General features: G+C 67.2%; 20 protein-coding genes. 8 read left to right on the top strand and 12 right to left on the bottom strand.

The annotated features are described in order from the left end of the window. Positions 1-11 precede the first annotated feature (11 nt). On the top strand, positions 12-785 hold the full coding sequence (locus MU582_05340; protein ID UPK76066.1) for a succinate dehydrogenase/fumarate reductase iron-sulfur subunit: 774 nt from the start codon (positions 12-14) through the stop codon (positions 783-785). Between the two features lie 251 nt (positions 786-1036). Here MU582_05340 and MU582_05335 read toward each other — a convergent pair whose 3' ends face one another. The 4 genes from MU582_05335 to trpS all read right to left on the bottom strand — a co-directional run bounded on the left by MU582_05335 (position 1037) and on the right by trpS (position 4714). Beyond that, complete coding sequence (locus MU582_05335) at positions 1037-1969, bottom strand: serine/threonine dehydratase (GenBank protein ID UPK76065.1); 933 nt, start codon at positions 1967-1969, stop codon at positions 1037-1039. Positions 1970-1991: 22 nt separating this feature from the next. Further along, on the bottom strand, positions 1992-3095 hold the full coding sequence (locus MU582_05330) for a YihY/virulence factor BrkB family protein (GenBank protein UPK76064.1): 1104 nt from the start codon (positions 3093-3095) through the stop codon (positions 1992-1994). Then, positions 3070-3615 (bottom strand): 2'-5' RNA ligase family protein, encoded by a 546-nt coding sequence (locus tag MU582_05325; protein UPK76063.1) that lies wholly within the window; start codon positions 3613-3615, stop codon positions 3070-3072. The genes MU582_05330 and MU582_05325 overlap by 26 nt, the downstream gene beginning before the upstream one ends. Positions 3616-3691: 76 nt before the next feature. Then, positions 3692-4714 (bottom strand): tryptophan--tRNA ligase, encoded by a 1023-nt coding sequence (trpS, locus tag MU582_05320; GenBank protein UPK76062.1) that lies wholly within the window; start codon positions 4712-4714, stop codon positions 3692-3694. A gap of 89 nt (positions 4715-4803) precedes the next feature. Here trpS and MU582_05315 point away from each other — a divergent pair, with 89 nt between their 5' ends. Both MU582_05315 and MU582_05310 read left to right on the top strand, forming a co-directional pair. Further along, entirely contained in the window at positions 4804-5304 is a 501-nt protein-coding gene (locus MU582_05315; protein UPK76061.1) for a sigma-70 family RNA polymerase sigma factor, read from the top strand. Next, positions 5297-6568, top strand: a complete 1272-nt coding sequence (locus MU582_05310; protein ID UPK76060.1) for a hypothetical protein — start codon at positions 5297-5299, stop codon at positions 6566-6568. Before MU582_05315 ends, MU582_05310 begins: the two co-directional genes overlap by 8 nt. Positions 6569-6580: 12 nt before the next feature. Here the strand turns inward: MU582_05310 and MU582_05305 are convergent, their stop codons facing one another. Continuing rightward, positions 6581-7855 carry a hemolysin family protein gene (locus MU582_05305; protein UPK76059.1) on the bottom strand — a complete coding sequence of 425 codons (1275 nt, stop codon included), beginning with the start codon at positions 7853-7855 and terminating at the stop codon, positions 6581-6583. A gap of 48 nt (positions 7856-7903) precedes the next feature. Here MU582_05305 and galK point away from each other — a divergent pair, with 48 nt between their 5' ends. The 3 genes from galK (at position 7904) to MU582_05290 (ending at position 11262) form a co-directional block, all read left to right on the top strand. Beyond that, positions 7904-9004, top strand: a complete 1101-nt coding sequence (gene galK, locus MU582_05300; protein UPK76058.1) for a galactokinase — start codon at positions 7904-7906, stop codon at positions 9002-9004. Positions 9005-9240: 236 nt separating this feature from the next. After that, positions 9241-10089, top strand: coding sequence for a prephenate dehydratase (locus MU582_05295; protein ID UPK76057.1), 849 nt, complete (start codon positions 9241-9243; stop codon positions 10087-10089). Positions 10090-10146: 57 nt separating this feature from the next. Then, positions 10147-11262: a GNAT family N-acetyltransferase gene (locus tag MU582_05290; protein UPK76056.1), complete on the top strand. Its 1116-nt coding sequence runs from the start codon at positions 10147-10149 to the stop codon at positions 11260-11262. Here MU582_05290 and MU582_05285 read toward each other — a convergent pair. The 6 genes from MU582_05285 to MU582_05260 form a co-directional block, all read right to left on the bottom strand. Continuing rightward, on the bottom strand, positions 11251-11916 hold the full coding sequence (locus tag MU582_05285) for a class E sortase (GenBank protein ID UPK76055.1): 666 nt from the start codon (positions 11914-11916) through the stop codon (positions 11251-11253). The genes MU582_05290 and MU582_05285 overlap by 12 nt on opposite strands. A gap of 118 nt (positions 11917-12034) precedes the next feature. Beyond that, on the bottom strand, positions 12035-12445 hold the full coding sequence (locus MU582_05280) for a hypothetical protein (protein ID UPK76054.1): 411 nt from the start codon (positions 12443-12445) through the stop codon (positions 12035-12037). A gap of 131 nt (positions 12446-12576) precedes the next feature. After that, positions 12577-13557: an electron transfer flavoprotein subunit alpha/FixB family protein gene (locus MU582_05275; protein UPK76053.1), complete on the bottom strand. Its 981-nt coding sequence runs from the start codon at positions 13555-13557 to the stop codon at positions 12577-12579. Continuing rightward, positions 13554-14327, bottom strand: coding sequence for a hypothetical protein (locus MU582_05270; protein UPK76052.1), 774 nt, complete (start codon positions 14325-14327; stop codon positions 13554-13556). The genes MU582_05275 and MU582_05270 overlap by 4 nt, the downstream gene beginning before the upstream one ends. A gap of 34 nt (positions 14328-14361) precedes the next feature. Then, complete coding sequence (locus MU582_05265) at positions 14362-16872, bottom strand: FAD-dependent oxidoreductase (protein UPK76051.1); 2511 nt, start codon at positions 16870-16872, stop codon at positions 14362-14364. Positions 16873-16973: 101 nt separating this feature from the next. Continuing rightward, positions 16974-17777: an IclR family transcriptional regulator gene (locus MU582_05260; GenBank protein UPK76050.1), complete on the bottom strand. Its 804-nt coding sequence runs from the start codon at positions 17775-17777 to the stop codon at positions 16974-16976. 157 nt (positions 17778-17934) lie between these two features. On the opposite strand from MU582_05260, the gene MU582_05255 reads away from it, so the two are divergent. Next, positions 17935-18693 (top strand): IclR family transcriptional regulator, encoded by a 759-nt coding sequence (locus MU582_05255; GenBank protein UPK76049.1) that lies wholly within the window; start codon positions 17935-17937, stop codon positions 18691-18693. Positions 18694-18696: 3 nt separating this feature from the next. Here the strand turns inward: MU582_05255 and MU582_05250 are convergent, their stop codons facing one another. Then, the gene (locus MU582_05250; GenBank protein UPK76048.1) at positions 18697-19560 is read right to left on the bottom strand and encodes a methylenetetrahydrofolate reductase; all 864 of its coding nucleotides are present in this window, start codon (positions 19558-19560) and stop codon (positions 18697-18699) included. Positions 19561-19773: 213 nt separating this feature from the next. On the opposite strand from MU582_05250, the gene MU582_05245 reads away from it, so the two are divergent. After that, a complete protein-coding gene (locus MU582_05245; GenBank protein ID UPK76047.1) occupies positions 19774-21078 on the top strand; it encodes a hypothetical protein in 1305 nt (434 codons plus the stop codon). The last annotated feature ends 43 nt before the right edge of the window (positions 21079-21121 follow it).

The raw sequence follows: 21121 nt of genomic DNA, 5'->3' as shown, positions 1-21121 counted from the left end.
GGAGAAACTGCATGAGCTATGACCTGAAACTGCGCGTATGGCGCGGCGACTCCTCCGGCGGCGACCTGGGTGACTACGTCGTACAGGCCGAGGAGGGCGAGGTCGTACTCGACGCGCTGCACCGGCTGCAAGCCACCCAGGCCGGCGACCTCGCGATCCGATGGAACTGCAAGGCCGGCAAATGCGGCTCGTGCAGTGCCGAGATCAACGGTCGACCGCGGCTGATGTGCATGACACGGTTGTCCGACTTCGAACCCGACGAGACGATCACGATCACCCCGATGCGTACGTTCCCGGTGATCCGCGACCTCGTGACCGACGTGTCGTTCAACTACGAGAAGGCGCGTGAGGTGCCGGCGTTCGCGCCCGCGCCGCCCGACGCCGACGGCAAGCGACGGATGATGCAGCAGGATGTCGAGCGGGGTCAGGAGTTCCGCAAGTGCATCGAATGCTTCTTGTGCCAAGACGTCTGCCACGTCGTACGCGACCACGAGGAGAACAAACCGGCGTACGCCGGCCCACGGTTCTTTCTGCGTTACGCAGAGCTCGACATGCACCCGCTCGACACCAACGACCGGCGCAACCTCGCGCAGGACGCGGCCGGCCTCGGCATGTGCAACATCACCAAATGCTGTACCGAGGTCTGCCCCGAGGGGATCAAGATCACCGACAACGCGATCATCCCGATGAAGGAGCGCGTCGTCGACCGGAAGTACGATCCGCTCGTGTGGCTGGGCAACAAGATCTTCCGGCGCGGCGAGGGCCCGGAGCGCGACGAGGTCTGATCGGGCGCGCGCCGTTTTGTATCTATCGCGCCTGTGTCCTGCGTTTGAAGTGGCTTTACGGAAGGCGTCGTCCAGGTGGATGCATCCGCAAGAACGAGGAGGACGGGCATAGTCGGTCCTATTTCCGACGACGAGGACGCCGCGGGGCGCCGCCTGGGCGGCGAAAGACGTCAAGGTACTTCAAAGGCAGGGCACTGGATCCAATAGGTTTGTAACTGTGCGCGATAGATACCGAATCGGGAGCGGCCCCGTTACGGCACCTCGGGGTTGTTGCCGCCGCTGATCACGACCACCACCGTGTCACCGGGGTGTACGGTCGCCGCGCCGATCATCAGCGCGGCGAGCGGTGTCGCCGCGCCGGGCTCGGCGAGGATGCGGCAGTGCTGCCAGAGCCATCGTCTCGCCTCGGTGATCGCCTGGTCATCGACCAGCGCCGGCGCGGTGTCGAGCGCGGCGGCCGTCTCGAACGCGTACGCGCCGATCGTTGACGCACCCAGAGAGTCGGCGGCAACTCCGCCGACGTCGATGGCGACGGGTACGCCGGATGCTTGCGCGGCATGCAGGTTCGCGCACCGCTCGGGCTCAACGGGTACGACTTGCGTACGTTCGCGGAGTGCAAGCGCCGTGCCTGCGTACAGCCCTCCACCGCCGCAGGCCACGAGCACCAGGTCTGCGTCGGGTGCCTCCTCATCGATCTCGAGGCCGACGGACCCTGCGCCGCAGACGGTGCTGAACCGGTCGTACGCATGCACGAACTCGACCGGCCGCTCGGCCGCCCATTCCACTGACGCCTCGAACGCGTCCGGGTAGTAGCCCTCGACCACATGGGCGGTGGCACCGTACCCGCGTACGCGAGCGACCTTCTCGGCCGGCGAGGATGCGGGCACGAACAGGTCCGCATCGAGCCCGCCGAGCGAGGCTGCCCAGGCGAGCGCCGCGCCGTGGTTGCCGCCGGAGGCAGCGACGACTCCGCTCGTGCCTTCGGGCAGGGTCAGCACGGAGTTGAGTGCACCCCTCGCCTTGAACGACCCGGTGTGCTGGGTCAGCTCCAGCTTCAGCAGTACGCGCCCTGCAACGCCGAGCTCATCGCCGTGCACCGCGAGAAGCGGCGTACGTCGTACCTTGCCGAGCAGGCGTACGGCGGCCGACTCGATATCGGCACGCGATGGGAGTTCGACGGTCACCCGACCATCTTCGCGCAGGGCACTAGTCGCCGGAGCGGCGGATCAGCTCGCGCACGCCGACCGCGAAGAGCCCGAGTACGGCCACCGGTCGGGCGGCCGCGACCAGTCGCTCGCCGGTCGTACGCGCGAGCACGGGATCGTCGAGACCGCGCTCGTCGACGATCGTTGCCGCGGGACGCGAGTGCAGCTGCCGATCGCGTGCGCGCTGGCGCTCCACCGCCGCCGGCGCGGTGTACGCCCAGGCGGCGCCGTAGACCGCGAGCCGGGAGAAGTAGTTGATCCAGACGACGAGGGTGATGGCGAGAGCGAGCGCCGCGAACGGTGACCCGCCGAGACTGCCCAGCAGCGGCACCACGATCGACTTCAGGATCTCGAAGCCGATCGCGGCGAGCAGCGCTCCGTGTACGAGTGCGCGGCGCGGCAGATCGGGGTTCGGCAGCAACCGGTAGATCGCGAAGAACAACACCGTGCTCGCCGCGATGCCGACAATGACCGACACGCACCACAGGACCGCGCCGCCGATCGGCCCGAGCGGGATGAAGTCGAGGATGTCGTCGGCGAACCCGGTCGCGGATCCGGCGATGCCGACCGAGACGACCAGCACGAAGCCGATCAGGGCCAGGGTCATCAGGTCGACCAGTTTGCCGAGGACGAACCCGTACTTCTCCGATGCGGGCACCTCGAGCGCCGCGACCAGGCCTTCACGCAGCCCCGACAGCCAGCCGAGGCCGGAGTAGAGCAAGGTGACGGCACCGATCAGGCCAACGGCTCCCGATGCCTTCTGGATCTGCTGCAGGCTGATCGTCCCGTTGCCGCCTTCCTCGGATACGACGCCGGGGAAGACCGACTCGATCGCCGTGATCAGGGAGTCCTGTGCATCGGGGTACTGCTTGGCGACGACGCCGATGACGGCGAACGCGAGCGCCAGGATCGGGAAGAACGACAGGAAGCCGAAGTACGTCGCGGCACCGGACAGCAGGTTGCCGTGGACCTTCGTATAGTGCTCGTTCATCGAGAGCACATGGTCGAAGAACGGCCACCGGCGTCGCGCGTCGGCGATGCGCTGCTTCAGCCGATCGCTCAGCTTCGGCTCGGCCTGCTCACGTCGTACTCCTGTATCGCTCATGTACGGCTCCTCCGACGAGGTCGAACACCCGAGACGGCGTCCATCCGGCAGATCCATCGTGTACGTACAGAGCGAACGATGTCACATCGAAGCGGCACTCGTAGTCGCGCAGGGCCTCGAAGGCGTTGTCGAGCGCGTTCTCGTCGAGGTGGTGGGCAACGGTGATGTGGGGGTGGTACGGGAACTCCAGCTTGCCGTGCAGCAGCTCGTCGCGTACCGCCGACGCGAGCACCTCCGTCGGCGAGATGCCTTCGCTCACGGTGACGAACACGACCGGCGAGACCGGACGGAACGTGCCCGTGCCGTGCAGTCGCATCGTGAACGGCGAATGCTTCGAGGCGATCCGCTCGAGGCGTTCGACGACGTCGGGAATCTCGTCTCGCTCGACCTCCGTCGGCGGAAGCAGCGTGACGTGCGACGGAACGGTCTCGGCGAGCGGGTCGCCGAAGGCCGCACGATGCGCGCGCAGCTCGCTTCCGTACGGGTCGGGCACCGCGATTGCCACTCCGATGGTCGGCATGAAAGCAGAGACTAGCGCGCCCGGCACGACACCCGTTAGCGCCCCGGTGCTCTCGGGAGCGTCGACGCGCCGAACCTCACGCGCGTACGAACCCGACGCGCCGGTAGACCTCTGCGAGCGTCTCGGCGGCGACCGCCCGCGCCTTCTCGGCGCCCGCCGCGAGCAGTCGCTCGAGCTCGGCGCGATCGTCGAGCAGCTCATTGGTCCGCTCGCGGATCGGCGTGAGCGCGTCGACCACGACCTCCGCGAGATCGACCTTGAGATGGCCGTAGCCCTTGTCGGCGTACGCGGCCTCTAGATCGGCGATGCTGCGGCCCGTGAACGTGGAGTAGATGGTGAGCAGGTTCGATATCCCGGGCTTCTCCGCCTCGTCGAAGCGGATCTCGCTGCCGGAGTCGGTGACCGCCGAGCGGAGCTTCTTCGCGGCCTTCTTCGGCTCCTCGAGCAGGTCGACGATGCCGGCGGGCGTCGACGCCGACTTGCTCATCTTGATCGTCGGGTCCTGCAGGTCGACGATCTTCGCGGTCTCCTTCAGGATGTGCGGCTCCGGCAGTACGAACGTATCGCCGAACCGATGGTTGAACCTGCCGCCGAGGTCGCGGGTGAGCTCGATGTGCTGTCGCTGGTCCTCCCCGACGGGTACCCGGTCGGCGTTGTAGAGCAGGATGTCGGCGGCCTGGAGAACCGGATAGGTGAACAACCCGACGGTGGCGCGATCGGCGCCGCCTTTCGCGGACTTGTCCTTGAACTGCGTCATCCGGCTCGCCTCCCCGAACCCGGTGATGCAGCTGAGCACCCAGGCGAGCTGCGCATGCTCGGGAGCGTGGCTCTGCACGAACAACGTCGACTGCTCGACGTCGATGCCGAGCGCGATCAACTGCGCCGCCGAGCGGTACGTACGCTCGCGCAGCACCTCGGGATCGTGCTCGATGGTGATCGCGTGCAGGTCGACGATGCAGTAGTACGCGTCGTACTCGCCCTGTAACTCGATCCACTGGCGCAGCGCTCCGAGGTAGTTGCCGAGATGGAACGAATCGGCGGTCGGCTGGATGCCGGAGAAGACGCGCGGGCGCTGGTGAGAAGGGGAGGCAGCGGGCATGGCCGCATTCTGCCAGCACCGCCCCGTCGCCCGGATGCAACCTCGCGCCCGCACTGCTGGTCGTTGAGTATGAGAACCCGAGGAGGGCCATGGACGACGACGCCGAACGCCGGCTACGCGACGTGCACAGCGCGTCGTACCGGCGCCTGGTGGGTCAGCTGTTCGCAGTGTGCGGTGATCTCGGCGAGGCCGAGGATGTCGTACAGGAGGCATTCGTACGCGCCGCTGCGCACGCGACCAGGTTCGTCCGGGTCGACAATCCGGAGGCGTGGCTGCGTACGACAGCGGTCAACCTGAGCCGCACCCGCCACCGTAGGCGTGCCCTCGGTCGCCGACTGCTGCTCCGCGAGCTACCGCCGGTCTCGGCACCCGAGCTCTCACCTGATCGCGTCGCGGTACTCGACGCCCTGCGGCGGCTTCCAGCGGCTCAGCGGGAGGCGATCGCGCTCCATCACCTCGCCGATCTGCCCGTCGACGAGGTCGCCCGCAACCTCGGTGTGTCGCCGAACACCGTCAAGTCGCGACTGCGACGTGGTCGCGCCGCCCTGGCCGAGCTACTCGACGAACGAGAGGAGGCTCCGCATGCCTGACCTCGACAAGGTCCTGGACGACCCCGGAATCTCCGGCCACGCCCGCGAGGCGGCGCGCCCGAGCGACATCGACGCCTTGATCCGGCGCGGTGCTACCCGTCGCCGACGTACGCAGGTGCGGGTCGTCGGCTCCGCCGTGCTTGCCGCCGCAGTGATCGTCGTACTCGGCGTCGTCGGACTCGACCGCGGTACCGACGATCGTCCCGAGCCAGCACCGTCGCCGACTCCCCCGCGGTCGCTGAAGCTGAAGGAGCTGAAGCCGGAGCAGATCGTCGAACACGCGGACGCAACGCTGTACAGTTTGGCGGTCTCCAACGACGACCCGGACGTACGCGCATCCGCGTGGAACCTCTGCTCCAACAAGAACTGCCGGCAGAGCCGAACAGTCCTCGCCGTGACCAAAGACGATTTCGAGACGACCGAGTACGTCGAGTTCGAGAAGTACGACGCATACGCTCAGATCACGACATTGCCGAACGAAACCTTCCTCGTTCAACCGCACAACGAACCCTTCATTCTCTCGGCGGACGGCGAGCTCACCCCGATACAGAAGACGAAGCGGGTCGGCCCTGTCGCCGAGGGCGAGTTCGTCCCGAAATACAGCGACGCCGCGATCGACGTCGACGCGGCAACCCAGCACCCGCTCGATACACCTCCCAATACGCACGGACTCGTAGAACAACCAGATGGGCGACTCGTCGGGATCGCGTACACCAACGGCAACTCTGCGGTGTGGCACGCGGTGTGGTCCGATGACGGCGGACAGACGTGGGGACAGCATCAATTGCCCACTCGGGCTGGCGGCATGTTCATGGTCGCCGACTCGGCGGAGCCCGACACAATCGCCGTCGTCGAGGGTGCAGATGGTGCCACGCTCTTTCCGTTCGTTGCGGTACACGTCTCACGCGACGACGGGGCGACATGGCAGCGCCTGCCCGCCCTCGGCGGCAATGGCCGGATTCCGAAGGCGATAGTCGACTGGGCATTCGTCCGAAGCGACGGAGCGCTCCTCACCCAGGTCGATTGGAACGGCGACGCGCCGCCGGCGTATCCCCCGAGTGGGCTGGTGATCAGTGCCGGCCCCGACTGGTCGAAGACCCGCCCGGCCGACGCCGGTCTACCGGGCGCCAGGGCTGACGGGGCGCACCTGTTCCAGACCGTCCCCAGCGGTGGACGTGATGTCGACCTGTACACCACAGCGAGTGCGCGGGCGTACGCATCGGCCGACGGCGGGGAGACCTGGCAGGAGACCCCCGCCAGGTGATGCGGGCTACAGCTAGGCGCGGCTGATGTGGATACGAGCGACCCGGCGACCGTCCATCTCCGAGACCCGCAGCCGGTAGCCTTCGACCTCGCATTCGTCGCCGACGACGGGTACCCGCCCGAGCGCGGCGAGTACGTAGCCGGCGGCGGTCTCGTACGGCCCCTCCGGCAGCTGCAGGCCGGTCTCGTCGGCGAAGTCGTCGAGGTTGAGCAGTCCGTCGACCTCGACGTCGCCGCCGGTCAGCCGCTCCGTCGGCTGCTCCTCCGCGTCGTACTCGTCACGAATGTCGCCGATCAGCTCCTCGACGAGGTCCTCGAGGGTGACGATGCCGTCGGTGCCGCCGTACTCGTCGATCACGATGGCGAGGTGCGCGCCCTGGCTGCGCATGCTGCTCATCGCGGCCAGTACGTTCAGGGTGCCCGGCACCATCGGAACCTCTCGTGCGAGCTCAGCGACGCGTACCGAACGCCCCTCGAGGTCGGGATCCATCAGATCGCGTACGTGGATGAAACCGAGTACGTCGTCAGGTGTCTCGCCGATCACCGGGTAGCGCGAGTGCGCCTCCTGCGACACGTACTTGATCGCCTTGTAGACGGGCATTGTGCCGTCCATGAAGTCGACCTCGGTGCGTGGCAGCATCACCTCGCGCACCTGCCGGTCTCCCGCGGAGAACACGTCGTCGACGATCTGCCGCTCTTCGTCGGACAGGCTGGTCTGGCTGCGTACGAGCAGCCGCAACTCCTCCTCGGTCATCTCCTCGCGCGCCGCGGACGGGTCCCCGCCCAGCAGGCGTACGACGGCGTTCGTCGAGACCGAGAGCAGCCAGATCACCGGCTTGGAGATGCGCGCGATCCGGTCGATCGTCGGTGCAAGGGTGAGCGCAACCGGGACGGTGCGCTGCAGCGCGAGTCGTTTCGCGACCAGCTCGCTCAGCACGATCGAGAAGTACGAGATGACGATCGTGATCAAGATCAGGGCGACCGTCGAGGCGACACCTTCGCTCATCCCCCAGTCGACGAACGTCGGCGCGAGGTCGTCGGCGAGCGTCGCACCGCCGAACGCCGCTGACAGGAACCCGGCGAGCGTCACCCCGATCTGCACCGCGGACAGGAACCGGTTCGGCTCCGAGGCGAGGCGTGCAACGGCCGCACCGCGCCTCCCCCTGTCGGCGAGAGTGCGCACCTGTCCCTCGCGCAGCGACACGAGTGCGATCTCGGCAGCGGCGAACAAGCCCCCGATCACGATGAAACAGAAGATCAGCCCGATGTTGAGGAGAACGTCGCTCACGTACAACCACCCGTGTCCACGCCAATAGGGTAGTGGAGACTGTTCGGCATGGACGCGTCAACGGTCGGCCGGTGGTCGGCACCCGGAAGGGTCAACCTGATCGGAGAGCATCTCGACTACAACGGCGGACCGGCATTGCCGATCGCGATCGATCGCCGCACCGAGGTGAAGGCACGACTACGCGACGACGGCCGCGTACGTGCGTGGTCCGATCTGGCGGACCGCTCGATCGAGTTCGGCACCGACGTGTCGGTCGGGGAAGTCGACGGATGGGGCGCGTACGTCGCGGGAGTCGTGTGGTCGCTGCGGGAAGCCGGGTATGAGCTGCCCGGAGCCGACGTGGTCATCAGCTCCGATGTCCCAACCGGTGCAGGGCTTTCGTCATCCGCAGCGATCGAGTCCGCCGTTGCCGTCGCGCTACTCGAGTCGATCACCGTAGAGGTTCCTCCGGTCGAGATCGCGCTGCTGTGTCAGCGCGCGGAGAACGACTACGTCGGCGTACCCAGCGGGTCGATGGATCAGCTCGCCTCCATGTGTGCGACCGAGGGCCACGCGTTGTTCATCGACACCGCATCCGCGCCGCCGAAGGTCGACCAGGTCGCAGCCGACTGGGTTGCAGACGGCCTGCAGCTGATCGTCATCGACACCCAGGCGTCGCATTCGCACGCCGGTGGCGAGTACGCGAAACGCCGCGCCGAATGCGACGCGGCCGCCGAACAGCTAGGACTCGAGCATCTCGCCGACACCGGACTCGACGCAGTCCTGCAGATCGACGATCCGGTCGTCAAGGCTCGCGTACGCCATGTCATCACCGAAACCGCGCGTACTCGATCGGCCGTACGTGCACTCCGCGAGCGGCAATGGGCGCAGTTGGCGACGCTGTTCACCGCCTCGCATGCCTCGCTGCGCGACGACTTCGAGGTCAGCGCCCCGGAGCTCGACATCGCCGTCGACACCAGCCTCGAGGCCGGAGCCCTCGGCGCCCGGATGACCGGCGGCGGCTTCGGCGGCAGCGCGATCGCACTCGTACCGGCCGACCGGGTCAACGCCGTGACCGAGCGCGTACGGGCGATGTTCGCTCATGCGGAGTTCGCCGAGCCGCGGACCTTCGTCGTCGCGCCTGCCGCCGGTGCCCGCCGCGACGGCTGAAGCGCCGCTGGCATTCCTCCGCTTCGGGACGAGTTTTCCACAATTTGCGGCCGCACGGTTTTGTATCCCTGCGTGAGAGGTACAAACCTATTGGACCTATCACGCAGGGATACAAAACCGAGGGGCGGAATCCACGCCGCTGAATCACGATTCGGGAATCCGCCGCAGGCACCGCGCCCACAGCCCGAACCCGGACCCGCGGGGGCGCCGTACGAAGGTCACGCGATGATGGGGCGGTGAGTGTGATCGCGTACCAAGGTGAGCCCGGCGCCAACTCCGACATCGCATGCCGCGACGTCTACCCCGATTGGGAGCCGCTCGCCTGCGCGTCGTTCGAGGATGCGTTCGCCGCCGTGAGCGAGGGCCGGGCCGAGCTCGCGATGATTCCGATCGACAACTCCAGCGCGGGCCGGGTCGCCGATATCCACCATGCGCTTCCGACGTCCGGCCTGCACATCATCGGCGAGTACTTCCTGCCCATCCACTTCGATCTGCTCGCCGTACCCGGCGCCACCGAGGAGACGATCGAGTCGGTCTACAGCCATCAGCATGCGCTGGGTCAGTGCCGGCAGGTCATCCGCGAGCTCGGTCTCGCTCCGATGATCGCCGGTGACACGGCCGGTTCGGCGCGTGAGATCGCCGAGTGGGGCGACCCCACCAAGGCGTGTCTGGCCACTCCCCTCGCCGGTGAGATCTACGGCCTGCAGACCTTGCGTACGCGCGTCGAAGACGAGGCCCACAACACAACCAGGTTCATCATCCTCAGCGCCGACCCGCGTCCTGCGCCGCAGGGCAACGGGCCGACCGTCACGACTTTCGTGTTCAACGTACGCAACGTTCCGGCCGCACTGTACAAGGCACTGGGCGGGTTCGCGACCAACGGTGTGAACATGACCAAGCTGGAGAGCTACATGGTCGGCGGCCTGTTCTTCGCGACGCAGTTCCTCGCCGACGTCGAGGCACACCCCGACGACCGCCCGCTCGCGCTCGCACTCGAGGAGCTGGCGTTCTTCACCACCGACATCACGATCCTCGGCGTCTACCCCGCTCACCCCGTACGCGTCGACCAGCACGTCCGTACCTGAGCTTCGGCGCACAGTATTTGCGTTGCCGCCGACGGCGGACGCTGCAACGATCGCCCCATGACGTACCCCGACTGCGTGCCTGTCCTGACCGATGGCGTCGTGACCCTACGCGCCCATCAAGAGTCCGACGTACCGGCCATGGTCGAGATGTGTACGGACCCGGACTTCGTCCGCTGGACGAGCGTCCCGACACCGTACGACGCCGGTAACGCACGGCATTTCATCGACCAGATCGTCGGTCCCGGATGGGAGCGGCACCACCACCGCGGCTGGGCGATCGAGTACCTCGCCGACGACCGGACGCGGCGCTTCGGCGGCAATATCGACATACGCGGCGTCGGTGTCGCCGACGTCGGCTTCGGCCTCCACCCGGAGGCGCGCGGGCGCGGTCTGATGGTGCGCGCGTTGCGTCTAGCGCTCGAGTGGGCGTTCGAGCACGACGGCGTTGAGATCGTGCACTGGCGAGCGCACGTCGGCAACGTCGCCTCGCTGCGTACGGCATGGTCCACGGGGTTCACGCTGCACGGCACCACCCCCGGGCTCCTTTACGAGCGAGAGCGAACCCTCGACGCCTGGACAGGTTCGATCCGGCGCGGCGACAACGGTGAGCCGCGTACGCCGTGGTGGTCCTCGCCGGTCATCGAGGGGGCGAAGGTTCGACTCCGACCGTTCGAGGAGCGCGACATCCCGCGCATCGTCGAAGCGTGCTCGGACCCTACGACCCGACACTGGGTGCCGCTGATTCCCTCGCCGTACACCGAGGCGACCGCGCGTACGTACCTCGCGTCGTCGGCCTGGTCGGCGGCGACCGGAACGATGGCGCTTTGGTGCGTCGCGGACATCGACAGCGATGAACTCGCCGGCAACATCGCGGTGCTGCGGATCGACGACCGCAACATATGCGGCGAGATCGGCTACTGGATGCACCCGGCGGCACGCGGACGCGGGCTGATGACCGAAGCGACCCAGCTGGCCGTCGACTATGCGCTCACACCAATTGCCAAGGGCGGCATCGGGCGGCGCCGGCTCGAGCTGTACGCGGGCACAGAGAACGCCGCGAGCAACGCCATCGCCCGCAAGGCCGGATTCGAGCTCGTCGGTATCCGCCACGCGTCAGAGCGACTCGCCGACGGCACGTACGCCGACCTCAACGGCTACGAACTACTCGCCTAGCGACGAGTGATCGGTCGTCGGCTTGGCGTCGACGAGCGAGCCGAACGCGACGAGCCGCGAATCGGTGTGGAACAACTCGGCACAGGTGACGAGGGTTACCAACCGGCGGTGGCCTGCGACCGCCGGGACGTCGGGGTGCGCCTCCATCACCCAACCCTCGGAGAAGTCGACCTCGAGCTCGTCTCCGCCGGTCAGAAGTCGATACTCATACGTAAGCGTGCGGGTCTCGATCTCGATGACGTCGCCCTTGCGCAGCTCGGGAAAGTCCGCGAACGGCTCGCCTCGGGTGACGCGGTGACCGGCGAGAACGTAGTTGCCCCGCTCCCCGGGTTTCGCCGTGCCCGGCTGGTGGCCGACGCCCGCAGACAGGTCGTCGTCGGAGACGCCCTCGATGATCGGAACCTCGTAGTCCGCACCGAACCGTGGGATACGAAGGACCGCCCCTGCCTGGCCGGACTCCGCGGCAACGTCGCCGGCCTTCCAACGCTGCCTCAGGTCGGCCAGCTGATCCTGTTGGGCTTGTCGTGCGACGACGTTCGTGCCGATGTACTCCCAGCCCACGTAGCCGAGGCCGACCACACCGACGAGGACGAGTATGACCCCCGTTGCCAGGAGCCACCGCCGGCTACGCGTACGCGTCTCGGATCGCGGCATGAGCACCTCGTCGGCCGGTGGCGCCCATCCGGCGGCGGGCGCCTCACCCGATCATCGCATCCCGTCGAGGCCGAGCAATCTACACGCGGCAGCGACGACCCGTGACGGTAGTCGCGGGTCAGCTCACACGCACGTTGATGACGCGGCTGTTGACCCACTTGCGGAACTGCGGCGTCTTCACGTGCACGCGCAGCGGACGCTTGCCCGTCATACCGAGCATCACCCGGAGGCGGTACTTGCCGTTCTTACGGCTCTTGATCTTCGCGCCGGTGAGATTCGTCCACTTGCCATGCAGCTTCGCCTGCACCCGCACCGTCGACGGCGGCGCCGGGATCTTGTTGCGGCCGTACCCGAGGGTGATCCTGCCCTTCACGATGAACTGCTCGCCCGAGGAGACCTTGTAGTCAGACGCCTTGATGCTCGCATTCGGCAGATGCGGAGCATCGGCGGACGAGCCCGGCGCGACGACGCCGACGGCGAGAGCGAGCGCGGCCGGCACCGCGCCCAGGACAAGGCGGTTCTTGGGCATGGGACTCCTCAGGAGGATGGCATTGGCAGGGAGCACGGACCCGAGGCGTCGTGCTCCCCGAATGGTACGACGCGCAGTCGCTCCCGAGGGTTGTCCGGATCCGAATGGAACGGAGTCGTTATCGACTATGCTCAGGCGGTACGCCGCCGGATCTCCGCATTGATCGCGGGCACGATCTCGTGCAGATCGCCGACGATCGCGTAGTCGGCCCGGGTGACCATCGGCGCGTCCTCATCGGTGTTGATCGCGACGATCGTCTTCGCACTCTGTACGCCCGCCCAGTGCTGGATCGCACCGCTGATGCCGCAGGCGATGTAGACATCCGGCGCGATCCGGCTGCCGGTCTGCCCGACCTGCTCATGGTGCGGTCGCCAACCGAGGCTGGTGACGACGCGGGAGACGCCGAGGGCACCGTCGAGCAGGTCGACGAGTTCGAGCAGATCGCCGAACCCGTCGGCAGAACCCGCGCCGCGGCCTGCTCCGACCACTACCCGAGCACCGGTCAGAGCCGACGTGTCGTCGCCCTCGGCCTCCTCCGTACGTACAACGCGACCGAGCAGATCGCTGTCGGCCACCTCGGGGGCGTACGTCGAGACCGCGGGCTCGGTGGGCGTCGGCGCCGCTGACGGCTCGACCGCGTGACCGGCGACCGACACGACGGCTACGTCGCTCTCGAGCCGCATCTCCTCCAGGGCCGCGCCGCCGAGTACCTGCCGTGACACGACCAACGGGTCGGCTCCGTCGACCGACACCGCGTTGGCCGCCATCACTGCCCCGAGGCGTACGGCGACGTGCGCCATGATCTCGTTACCGCGCGGCGTACCGGATGCGAGCACGACTCCCGACGACGGCGCGACCTCGGTGACCGCGGCTGCCCAGGCGGCCGCGGCGTACGCATCGAGTCGCTCCGACTCGGCGAGGTGCGCCTGTCGTACGCCCTGCAGACCGAGCTCGCTCACCACTCCGTCGCGATCGGCGTCGAGCGGTCCCACGATCACGGCCTCGAGGTCGGTGTCGCCGGTGCGTACGCCCACTTCCCGCGCGAAGGTCAACGCCTCGCGTGACGTCAGGGTGACACCGTCGGCGTCTGTCTCGACCAGTACCAGAATCATCGTGAGACCACTCCGATCTCTGTGAGCACGTCCACGAGCGCGGGCGCAGCCTCCGGACCCTCGCCGAGAATCTCGACCGCACTCGGTTGTTCGGGCGGCAGTTTGAGGCGTACGCGACCGTTGCCGATCGGCTCGCGTTCGGGTGTCACCGTCGTGATCGGTGCCCGCTTCGCCTTCATCCGGCCAGGAATCGACGGGTATCGCGGCTCGACGCCGCCCTCCTGCACGGCGACGACGGCAGGCCCGGAGAGCTCGAAGACCTCGGTGCCCGACGGGCCTGCTCCGCGCGCGATGACCGATCCGTCGGTGGCCTCGAACGTCGAGATCCCAGTGAGCACAGGGCGTTCGAGCGCGTACGCAAGTCGTACGCCGACCTGGAAGTCGCCTGTGTCAGCAGCATCGTTGCCGAGTAGCACGAGGTCGTACGACGTGCCTTCAGTCTCGCGTGCGGCGATCGTGTCGGCAATTGCAGCAGCGACATCGGCCGGGCCGTACGTCACGCTGTCGCATTCGATGTGGATCGCATCGCTGCATCCGAGCGCAAGCGCGTCGCGTAGCTGCTCGACCGCATCCGCGGAGCCGAGGGTCAGCACAGTCGCCGAACCGCCGGTCGCCTGTGCCGTCTGCACCGCGAGCTCGATCGCACACTCCTCGTGCGAACTGACGGTGTGACCGAGCTGGCTCGCGTCGACCGACTGCTCATCGGCGGTCAACTTCACCGAGCCGGCCGTGTCGGGTACGCGTTTGACACATACCAGGATGTCGACCATGGCTACCTCCTCAGCGCCCGTTGAGACATCGGATTCATCGGCGGATCCGTTCGTTGTCGGGGTCGAACAACGGCGTCGCGTCGTTGGCCGCGACCGTCACCGGATAGCGCTCGCCGAGGTACTCGACCGCGAGTCGTTCGCCGACGACGGCGCGGTCGGGCGGCAAATACGCCATCAGGAGGTGCTTGCCGAGCGACGGGGCTGATGCCGCCGAGGTGACGTACGCGCGGTGTCCGTGACCGTCGACGAGCGCCTCGCCATCGGGGTCGACAACCGGCTCGCCACCGAGCATGTAGCGCTTCGTACCGTCAGCTGACGTGTGGTCGTCGACGGTCAACGAGCACAGCACCGAGACCGGCTCCTCCGAACGCTGCTTGACGTACGCCTCCCGGCCGATGAAATCGGCGTCCTTCACCTTGGGCCGCAGCATGCCGGCCTCGGCGAGGTTGCGTTCGGTGTCGAGCTCCGCGCCGTGCGCGCGGTAGCCCTTCTCCATCCGGCCGGTGGCGGTGTAGACCCCGATGCCGACCGGGACGAGGCCGTGTGGCTGCCCCGCCGAATGCACGACGTCCCACAGCTTCGCACCGGACTCGATGGGTACGTAGAGCTCCCAGCCGAGCTCTCCGACGTAGGAGATGCGCGACGCGAGCACCGACATCGAGCCGACCTCGATGCTCTGACAGCGCCCGAACTTGAAGCCCTCATGGCTGATATCGGCGTCAGTGACCTCGCCGAGCACGTCACGAGCGCGCGGACCCCAGAGCCCGATGGTCGTGTACGTGGACGTGTGGTCGACGACCTGAGCGTCGTCAGCAGCGTGGTCACGGAACCACTTGAGATCGACCATCCCTGGAGCGCCGCCGGTGACGACGCGGAAGTGGTCGTCGCCGAGGCGCATGATCGTGAGGTCGGAGCGGATGCCACCGCGCTCGTCGAGTACCGGTGTGTAGACGACCCGGCCGGGCACGACATCCATCTGCGCGAGCGCGATCCGCTGCACCGAGGCGAGCGCTCCGGGCCCGACCACATCGAAGATCGCGAATGCCGAGAGGTCAACCATACCTGCGCGTTCGCGCATTGCGAGATGCTCGGCGTTGATGATGGGAGACCACCAGCGGGAGTCCCACTCCGCCTCGCGCGGCATCACCGCGTCGCCGTACTCGGCGAGGAGGCCGGCGTTCGACTCGTACCAGTGCGGGCGCTCCCAGCCCACCGCCTCGAAGAACACCGCTCCTAGCTCGCGCTCACTGCGATGCATCGGCGCCAGGCGCACGTTGCGGTCGCTCTCCCACTGCTCGGACGGATGCACGATGCCGTACGTCTTGTTGAAGCCCTCGCCCGCACGTGCCTTCACATGCTCGCGAGTGCGCTGATGCGGATAGAAGCGGGCGATGTCGGTGCCGTGCGCGTCGTACTCGGGGTTGCCGTCGGTCATCCACTCCGCAAGCAGCCGACCCACGCCGGGACCCTCCTTCACCCACACTGCCGCGGCGGACCACAGCCCGCCGACCTCAGGGCTCTCGCCGAGGATCGGCGCACCGTCAGGTGTCAACGACAGCAGGCCGTTGATTGCGTAGCGGATCTCGACTTCCGGGTTGCCGAGTACGTCTGGCATCAGCTCGAGCGCCTGCTCGAGCTGCGGGTCGAAGTCCTCGGCCGTGAACGGCAGCTCGGTCGGCGACAGCTTCGCCTGCTCGATCGACGGGATCGTCTCGGCGTCGTGCAGGATCGGCCGGTGGGCGTACGAACCGACCTCCAGATCGCTCCCGTGTTGACGCTCGTAACAGAAGGTGTCCATATCGCGCACGATCGGGTACGAGATCTCGCCCGGCCGATCGGCGAGCTGTGGCACCGGACCGACGCTGATCATCTGGTGCACCGCCGGCGTCAACGGGATCGACGCGCCGGCCATCGCTGCGATCTTGGGGCTCCACACCCCGCAGGCGACAACCACTGTTGACGTTTCGATGTCTCCGCCGGTCGTACGAACACGCGTGACCGCACCCGCCTCGGTGTCGATGTCGGTCACCTCGACAGTCGAGACGACCTGCAGAGCGCCGACCTCCTGTGCCTTCTCGCGCATCAGCGTGCCGGCGCGTACGGAGTCCACGACACCGACGCTGGGCGTCCAGAACGCCCCGACGATGACCGACGGATCGAGGTAAGGCACCTGCTCGACGACGTCTGCCGCCGAGACGAGCTCGGACGGAATCCCCCAGGCCTTGGCCGATGACATGCGGCGGCGCAGCTCCTGCATGCGCTCCTCGGTACGAGCGACCTCGTACCCGCCGGACTCGGTGAACACCCCGAGGTCCTTGTACTGACGCATGCTGTCGAGCGTCAGATCGGTGATCTCGCGGGAGTGGTCGACCGGGAAGATGAAGTTCGACGCGTGCCCCGTCGAGCCGCCCGGGTTGGGAAGTGGGCCCTTGTCGATCTGCACGATATCGCGCCAGCCGAGTCGCGCGAGGTGATGTACGAGGCTGTTTCCGACGATGCCGGCGCCGATCACGACGACCCTTGCCGATGCTGGAACGGTGGCCATGGTGCGACCTCCCTACGGGTGATGGCGAGTTTCGTATCACGCAACACAAAGCGTGATGCGAAACACTCTCCTCAAATCGTCACCCTCGGGAGATTCCCCTGTCAAGCACTACCGGCAGACGAGCTCCAGCCGAGCCTGGCCGAGATCTCCTCGGCGGCGGCGACGACATGTTTGCGCGCTGACTCGACGTTGTCGGCGTCGAATCGGAACGTCGGGCCGGACACCGACAGCGACGCGACGACATCGCCGTGCGCGTTGCGAAGCGGCGCCGCGACCGCGGTGAGCCCTATCTCCAGCTCATCGGACACCACGGAGTACCCAGCAGTACGTACCTCCGCGACCTCGGCGAGCAGCGTTGCGTGATCCGTCACGGTCTTGGGTGTGTACGCGGACAGCCGTCGACCCGTCTCGCGACGGATCTGCTCGTCGGTGAGGCCGGACAGCAGGGTCTTGCCGTTCGAGGTCGCATGTAGCGGGATGCGCTGGCCGGCCCAGTTGTGTGACTGCACCGCCGACGAACCGGCGACCTGGTCGAGATAGAGCGCGGCACCGTCGCTGAGCACTGCGATGTTGACCGTCTCACCGGTCTCGACGGCGAGCGTACGCGCCTTGGGCCGCGCCTCCTGGACGACGTCGAGGCGCGCGGTGGTCGCCCCCGCAAGGCGCAGGATGCCGAGGCCGAGGCGGTACTTGCCGCGTTCGGAGTCCTGCTCGACCAGCTCGCGAGCCTCCAGCGACGCCACGAGCCGGAACGCGGTCGACTTGTGTACGCCCAGCTCGGCGGCGATCTCGGTCACGCCCGCTTGACCGGCGTGCGCGAGGACCTCGAGTACGCTGATCGCCCGGTCGACCGACTGGACAGCGCTGGGCCGAGTCGCGGCGACCCCTTCGTTGCTGTTGCTCATGCCGAAACTCTAATGCAGGATGCTCAACAGTTGCCGACTCTCCGCCCGCACATGGGCCCGGAGGCACCTCCGCACCGGCGCGCGTAGCATTGGCCACGTCAATCCCGATCCGTCTCGGTGCTTCACCATGCCCGCACTGAGGTACGCAAAGGAATCCATGAGTAACGGCACCCAGTCGATCGACCGCGCGGCAGAAGTACTGTCGCTCGTCGTTCGGTCGGAGGAGCCGGTCACGTACACCCAGGTCGTCGAGATGACCGATCTCGCCCGATCGACCGTGTCCCGGCTCCTGCAGGCGCTCGAACGCAACGGCCTGCTCGAACGCGACAAGGACGGCCGGTTCCGGGGCGGCGCGCTGTTCGCGCAGTACGCAGCGAGGTTCGACCGGGTCGAGTCACTCGCGGCCGCCGCCGAGCCCTCGCTCGAGCGCGTGGGCGAGGAGACCGGTGAGACCGTCAACCTGGGCGTACCCAGCGGCGACACCGTCGTGCACGTCGCCCAGGTCGACTCGACCTTCGTGCTCGGCGCGACGAACTGGGTCGATGTCGAGGTGCCGCCGCATACGTCGGCTCTCGGCAAGGTGATGTACGCATACGACGCCCTCCCGATGCCGCGGGGGCCGTTGCAGCGGCGTACGCCCGCGACGCTGACCTCGCGGGCGAAGCTCGAACGCGAGCTGCGCGACGTACGCGAGCTCGGCTACGCGGTCACCCACGGCGAGTTCGAGGAGGGCCTCGACGCGGTTGCCGCCCCGGTGCACGGACCCGACGGAGCCGTCCATGCTGCGCTCGGCATCTCCGGGCCGTCGCTGCGACTGGCAGACGAGCACCGTCGGTACGGCGAACTGCTCGTCACCGAGGCCGAGATGCTCTCGAAGGTGCTCAGCCGCCGGCTGCGCAAGAACGTCCCGCACTGACCGTCAGCTCGCAACGACGGCCGGGCCCAGCCGATCGACCCACTGCCGCCGCCACTGCTCGGTCGCGGCGATCTGGTTGAACGTGAAGATGTGCAGGCCCTCGACGTTCGCAGCTGGTTGCGCGATCAGCGGCACGATACGTTCGATGAACCGCTGCGGGTTGTAACCGCCCGGTGTGGCGATACGCGCGAACGTCGACTTGTTCTTGGCGAGAAACCGCGTCGACTCCCCCACACCGATCTTGCCCGCCATCGCGAGCAGCTTCGCGCGTTCCACCCGACCGGGCATCCCGATCAGCAGGGGCATCGTGTTGCCGCGGGCGCGGATGCGGTGCACCCATGAGGTCAACACGTTCGGGTCGAAGCACAGGTTGCTCACGACGTGGGTCGCGTAGTCGCGTTTGTCCCACATGGCCTGAATGGTGACGTCGTCGTGAATGGTCGGATGCGACTCGGGGTAGCCGGCGATGCCCACCTGCCGGAACGGCGCCGCCATGGTCGACAGATCACGGAGCAGGTCGAGCGATGATGCGTACGTGCCGACCGCGGGGTTTGCGTCGCCGGCAGGGACGAACACGCTGTCGATGCCCGCGGCCACCAGTCGATCGACGATCTCCGCGAGCTCCGCACGGCCGCTGACCATCCGGGCCGCGAGGTGCGGGACTGCCCGATATCCCATTCCCTGCAGGGTTTCTGAGACCTCGAGGGTTGCAGACAGCCCCAGGCTGACCGATGCGGTGACCGTGAGCGTACGCCCGAGCGGCACATGTTCGACGACCTGCTCGGAGATGGACCGGGTCGGCAGCACTTCGTACCGCGCCGACTCCAGCAACCGGCGGACGAACGCCGACTCAGATCTGTTCCGCATGGCCGATCTCTTCTCTGCCGTACCGGTCGGACTCATCCGGCGGGGACCCTTGATCCCGCTACCTTCTCAACTCTACACTCACATTATGGGAATCTAGTTCCATAATCTAGAACATCCGGGCATGATTCGTACGGAACCGGTTTCCGCGAAGTACACATCGGCTCACCGGACGCCGTGGTCCGGTGAGAACCCCACAGCGTCGGGAGAAGCCCCATGAACTACAACGTCCCCTCGGTCGACCAGAGCGACCGGCGCGTACCCATCAACCTCCGGCAGTCGGGACCGACGCCGGTCGAGACTCTGATCGACACCCGCGTACGAAAGTCGCCGTACTGGGAGCTGTCGATGCAAGCCGGCTGCTGGCGCGCGTCGGTGTACAACCGCATGTACCACCCGCGGGGCTACGTGCCTCGCGAAGACGGCGGGATGATGGCGGAGTACGAGTCGCTCGTCAACGACGTCACGCTGTGGAACGTCGCCGTCGAACGCCAGATCCAGGTCAAGGGGCCCGACGCCGAGGCGTTCGTCAACTTCGTCATCACCCGCGACGCAACGAAGATCCCGCCGATGCGCGCCCGGTACGTGATCCTCTGCAACGAGGAGGGCGGAATCCTCAACGACCCCGTCCTGTTGCGGATCGCGGAGGACGAGTTCTGGTTCAGTCTCTCCGACACCGACCTGATGCTGTGGTTGCAGGGTGTCAACGTGGGAAGGCGTTTCGATGTCGACATCGCCGAGATCGACGTGTCACCAGTGCAGGTGCAGGGCCCGAAGTCCGCAGATCTGATGGTCGACCTGGTTGGTCCCGCCGCACGTGACATTCCTTCGTACGGGCTACTTGCGTCTGCCGTCGGCGGATGCGAGGTGATCATCTCGCAGACCGGCTTCACCGGTGAGAAGGGGTACGAGATCTACCTGCGCGACTCGACGCTGTACGCCGAGCAGATGTGGAACGCCGTACTGGAGGCGGGCGAGCGGCACAACTTGAAGGTCGTCGCGCCGTCGCATCACCGACGTATCGCCGCGGGCATCCTGTCGTGGGGTCAGGACATGGACTTCGAGACGCTGCCGTTCCAGGTCAACCTCGCGTACCAGGTGCCGCGCAAGAAGACCGCCGACTACATCGGCAAGGCCGCACTCGAGGCCGCGCGCGACCGGCTCGAGGCCGGCGACCCGCCGTTCACGCACAAGCTGGTCGGCATGAAGCTCGCCGGTAAGCCGATCGACGACTACGCGCCCGACTTCTGGCTGATCAGCGCGATCGAGGGCGGCGACCCGATCGGCTACGTCACCTCGCCGTGGTTCTCGCCCGAGCTCGGTACGAACATCGCCATGGGCCACGTACCCATGTCACTGACCGAGCTCGGCACCGAGCTGTGGGTGCATCTGCCCGACGAGTACGCCGAGACGCCCGGCCAACCCGTACGCGCCGAGGTGGTCGAGATGCCGTTCCGGCCGTCGGTCAACCCGAACCAGCGTGAGCTGCTGAAGCAGAAGGGGCTCGACGCGGCCGTCTAGGTCCCGCCTGCCGGTACAGAGTTCGGTGCGCAGTTGTTGGTGT

This window comes from Nocardioidaceae bacterium SCSIO 66511, assembly GCA_023100825.1.
Classification (GTDB): Bacteria; Actinomycetota; Actinomycetes; order Propionibacteriales; family Nocardioidaceae; genus Solicola.
Note: the sequence above shows the minus strand (reverse complement) of the source record. Positions and strands in the feature narration are given on the sequence as shown.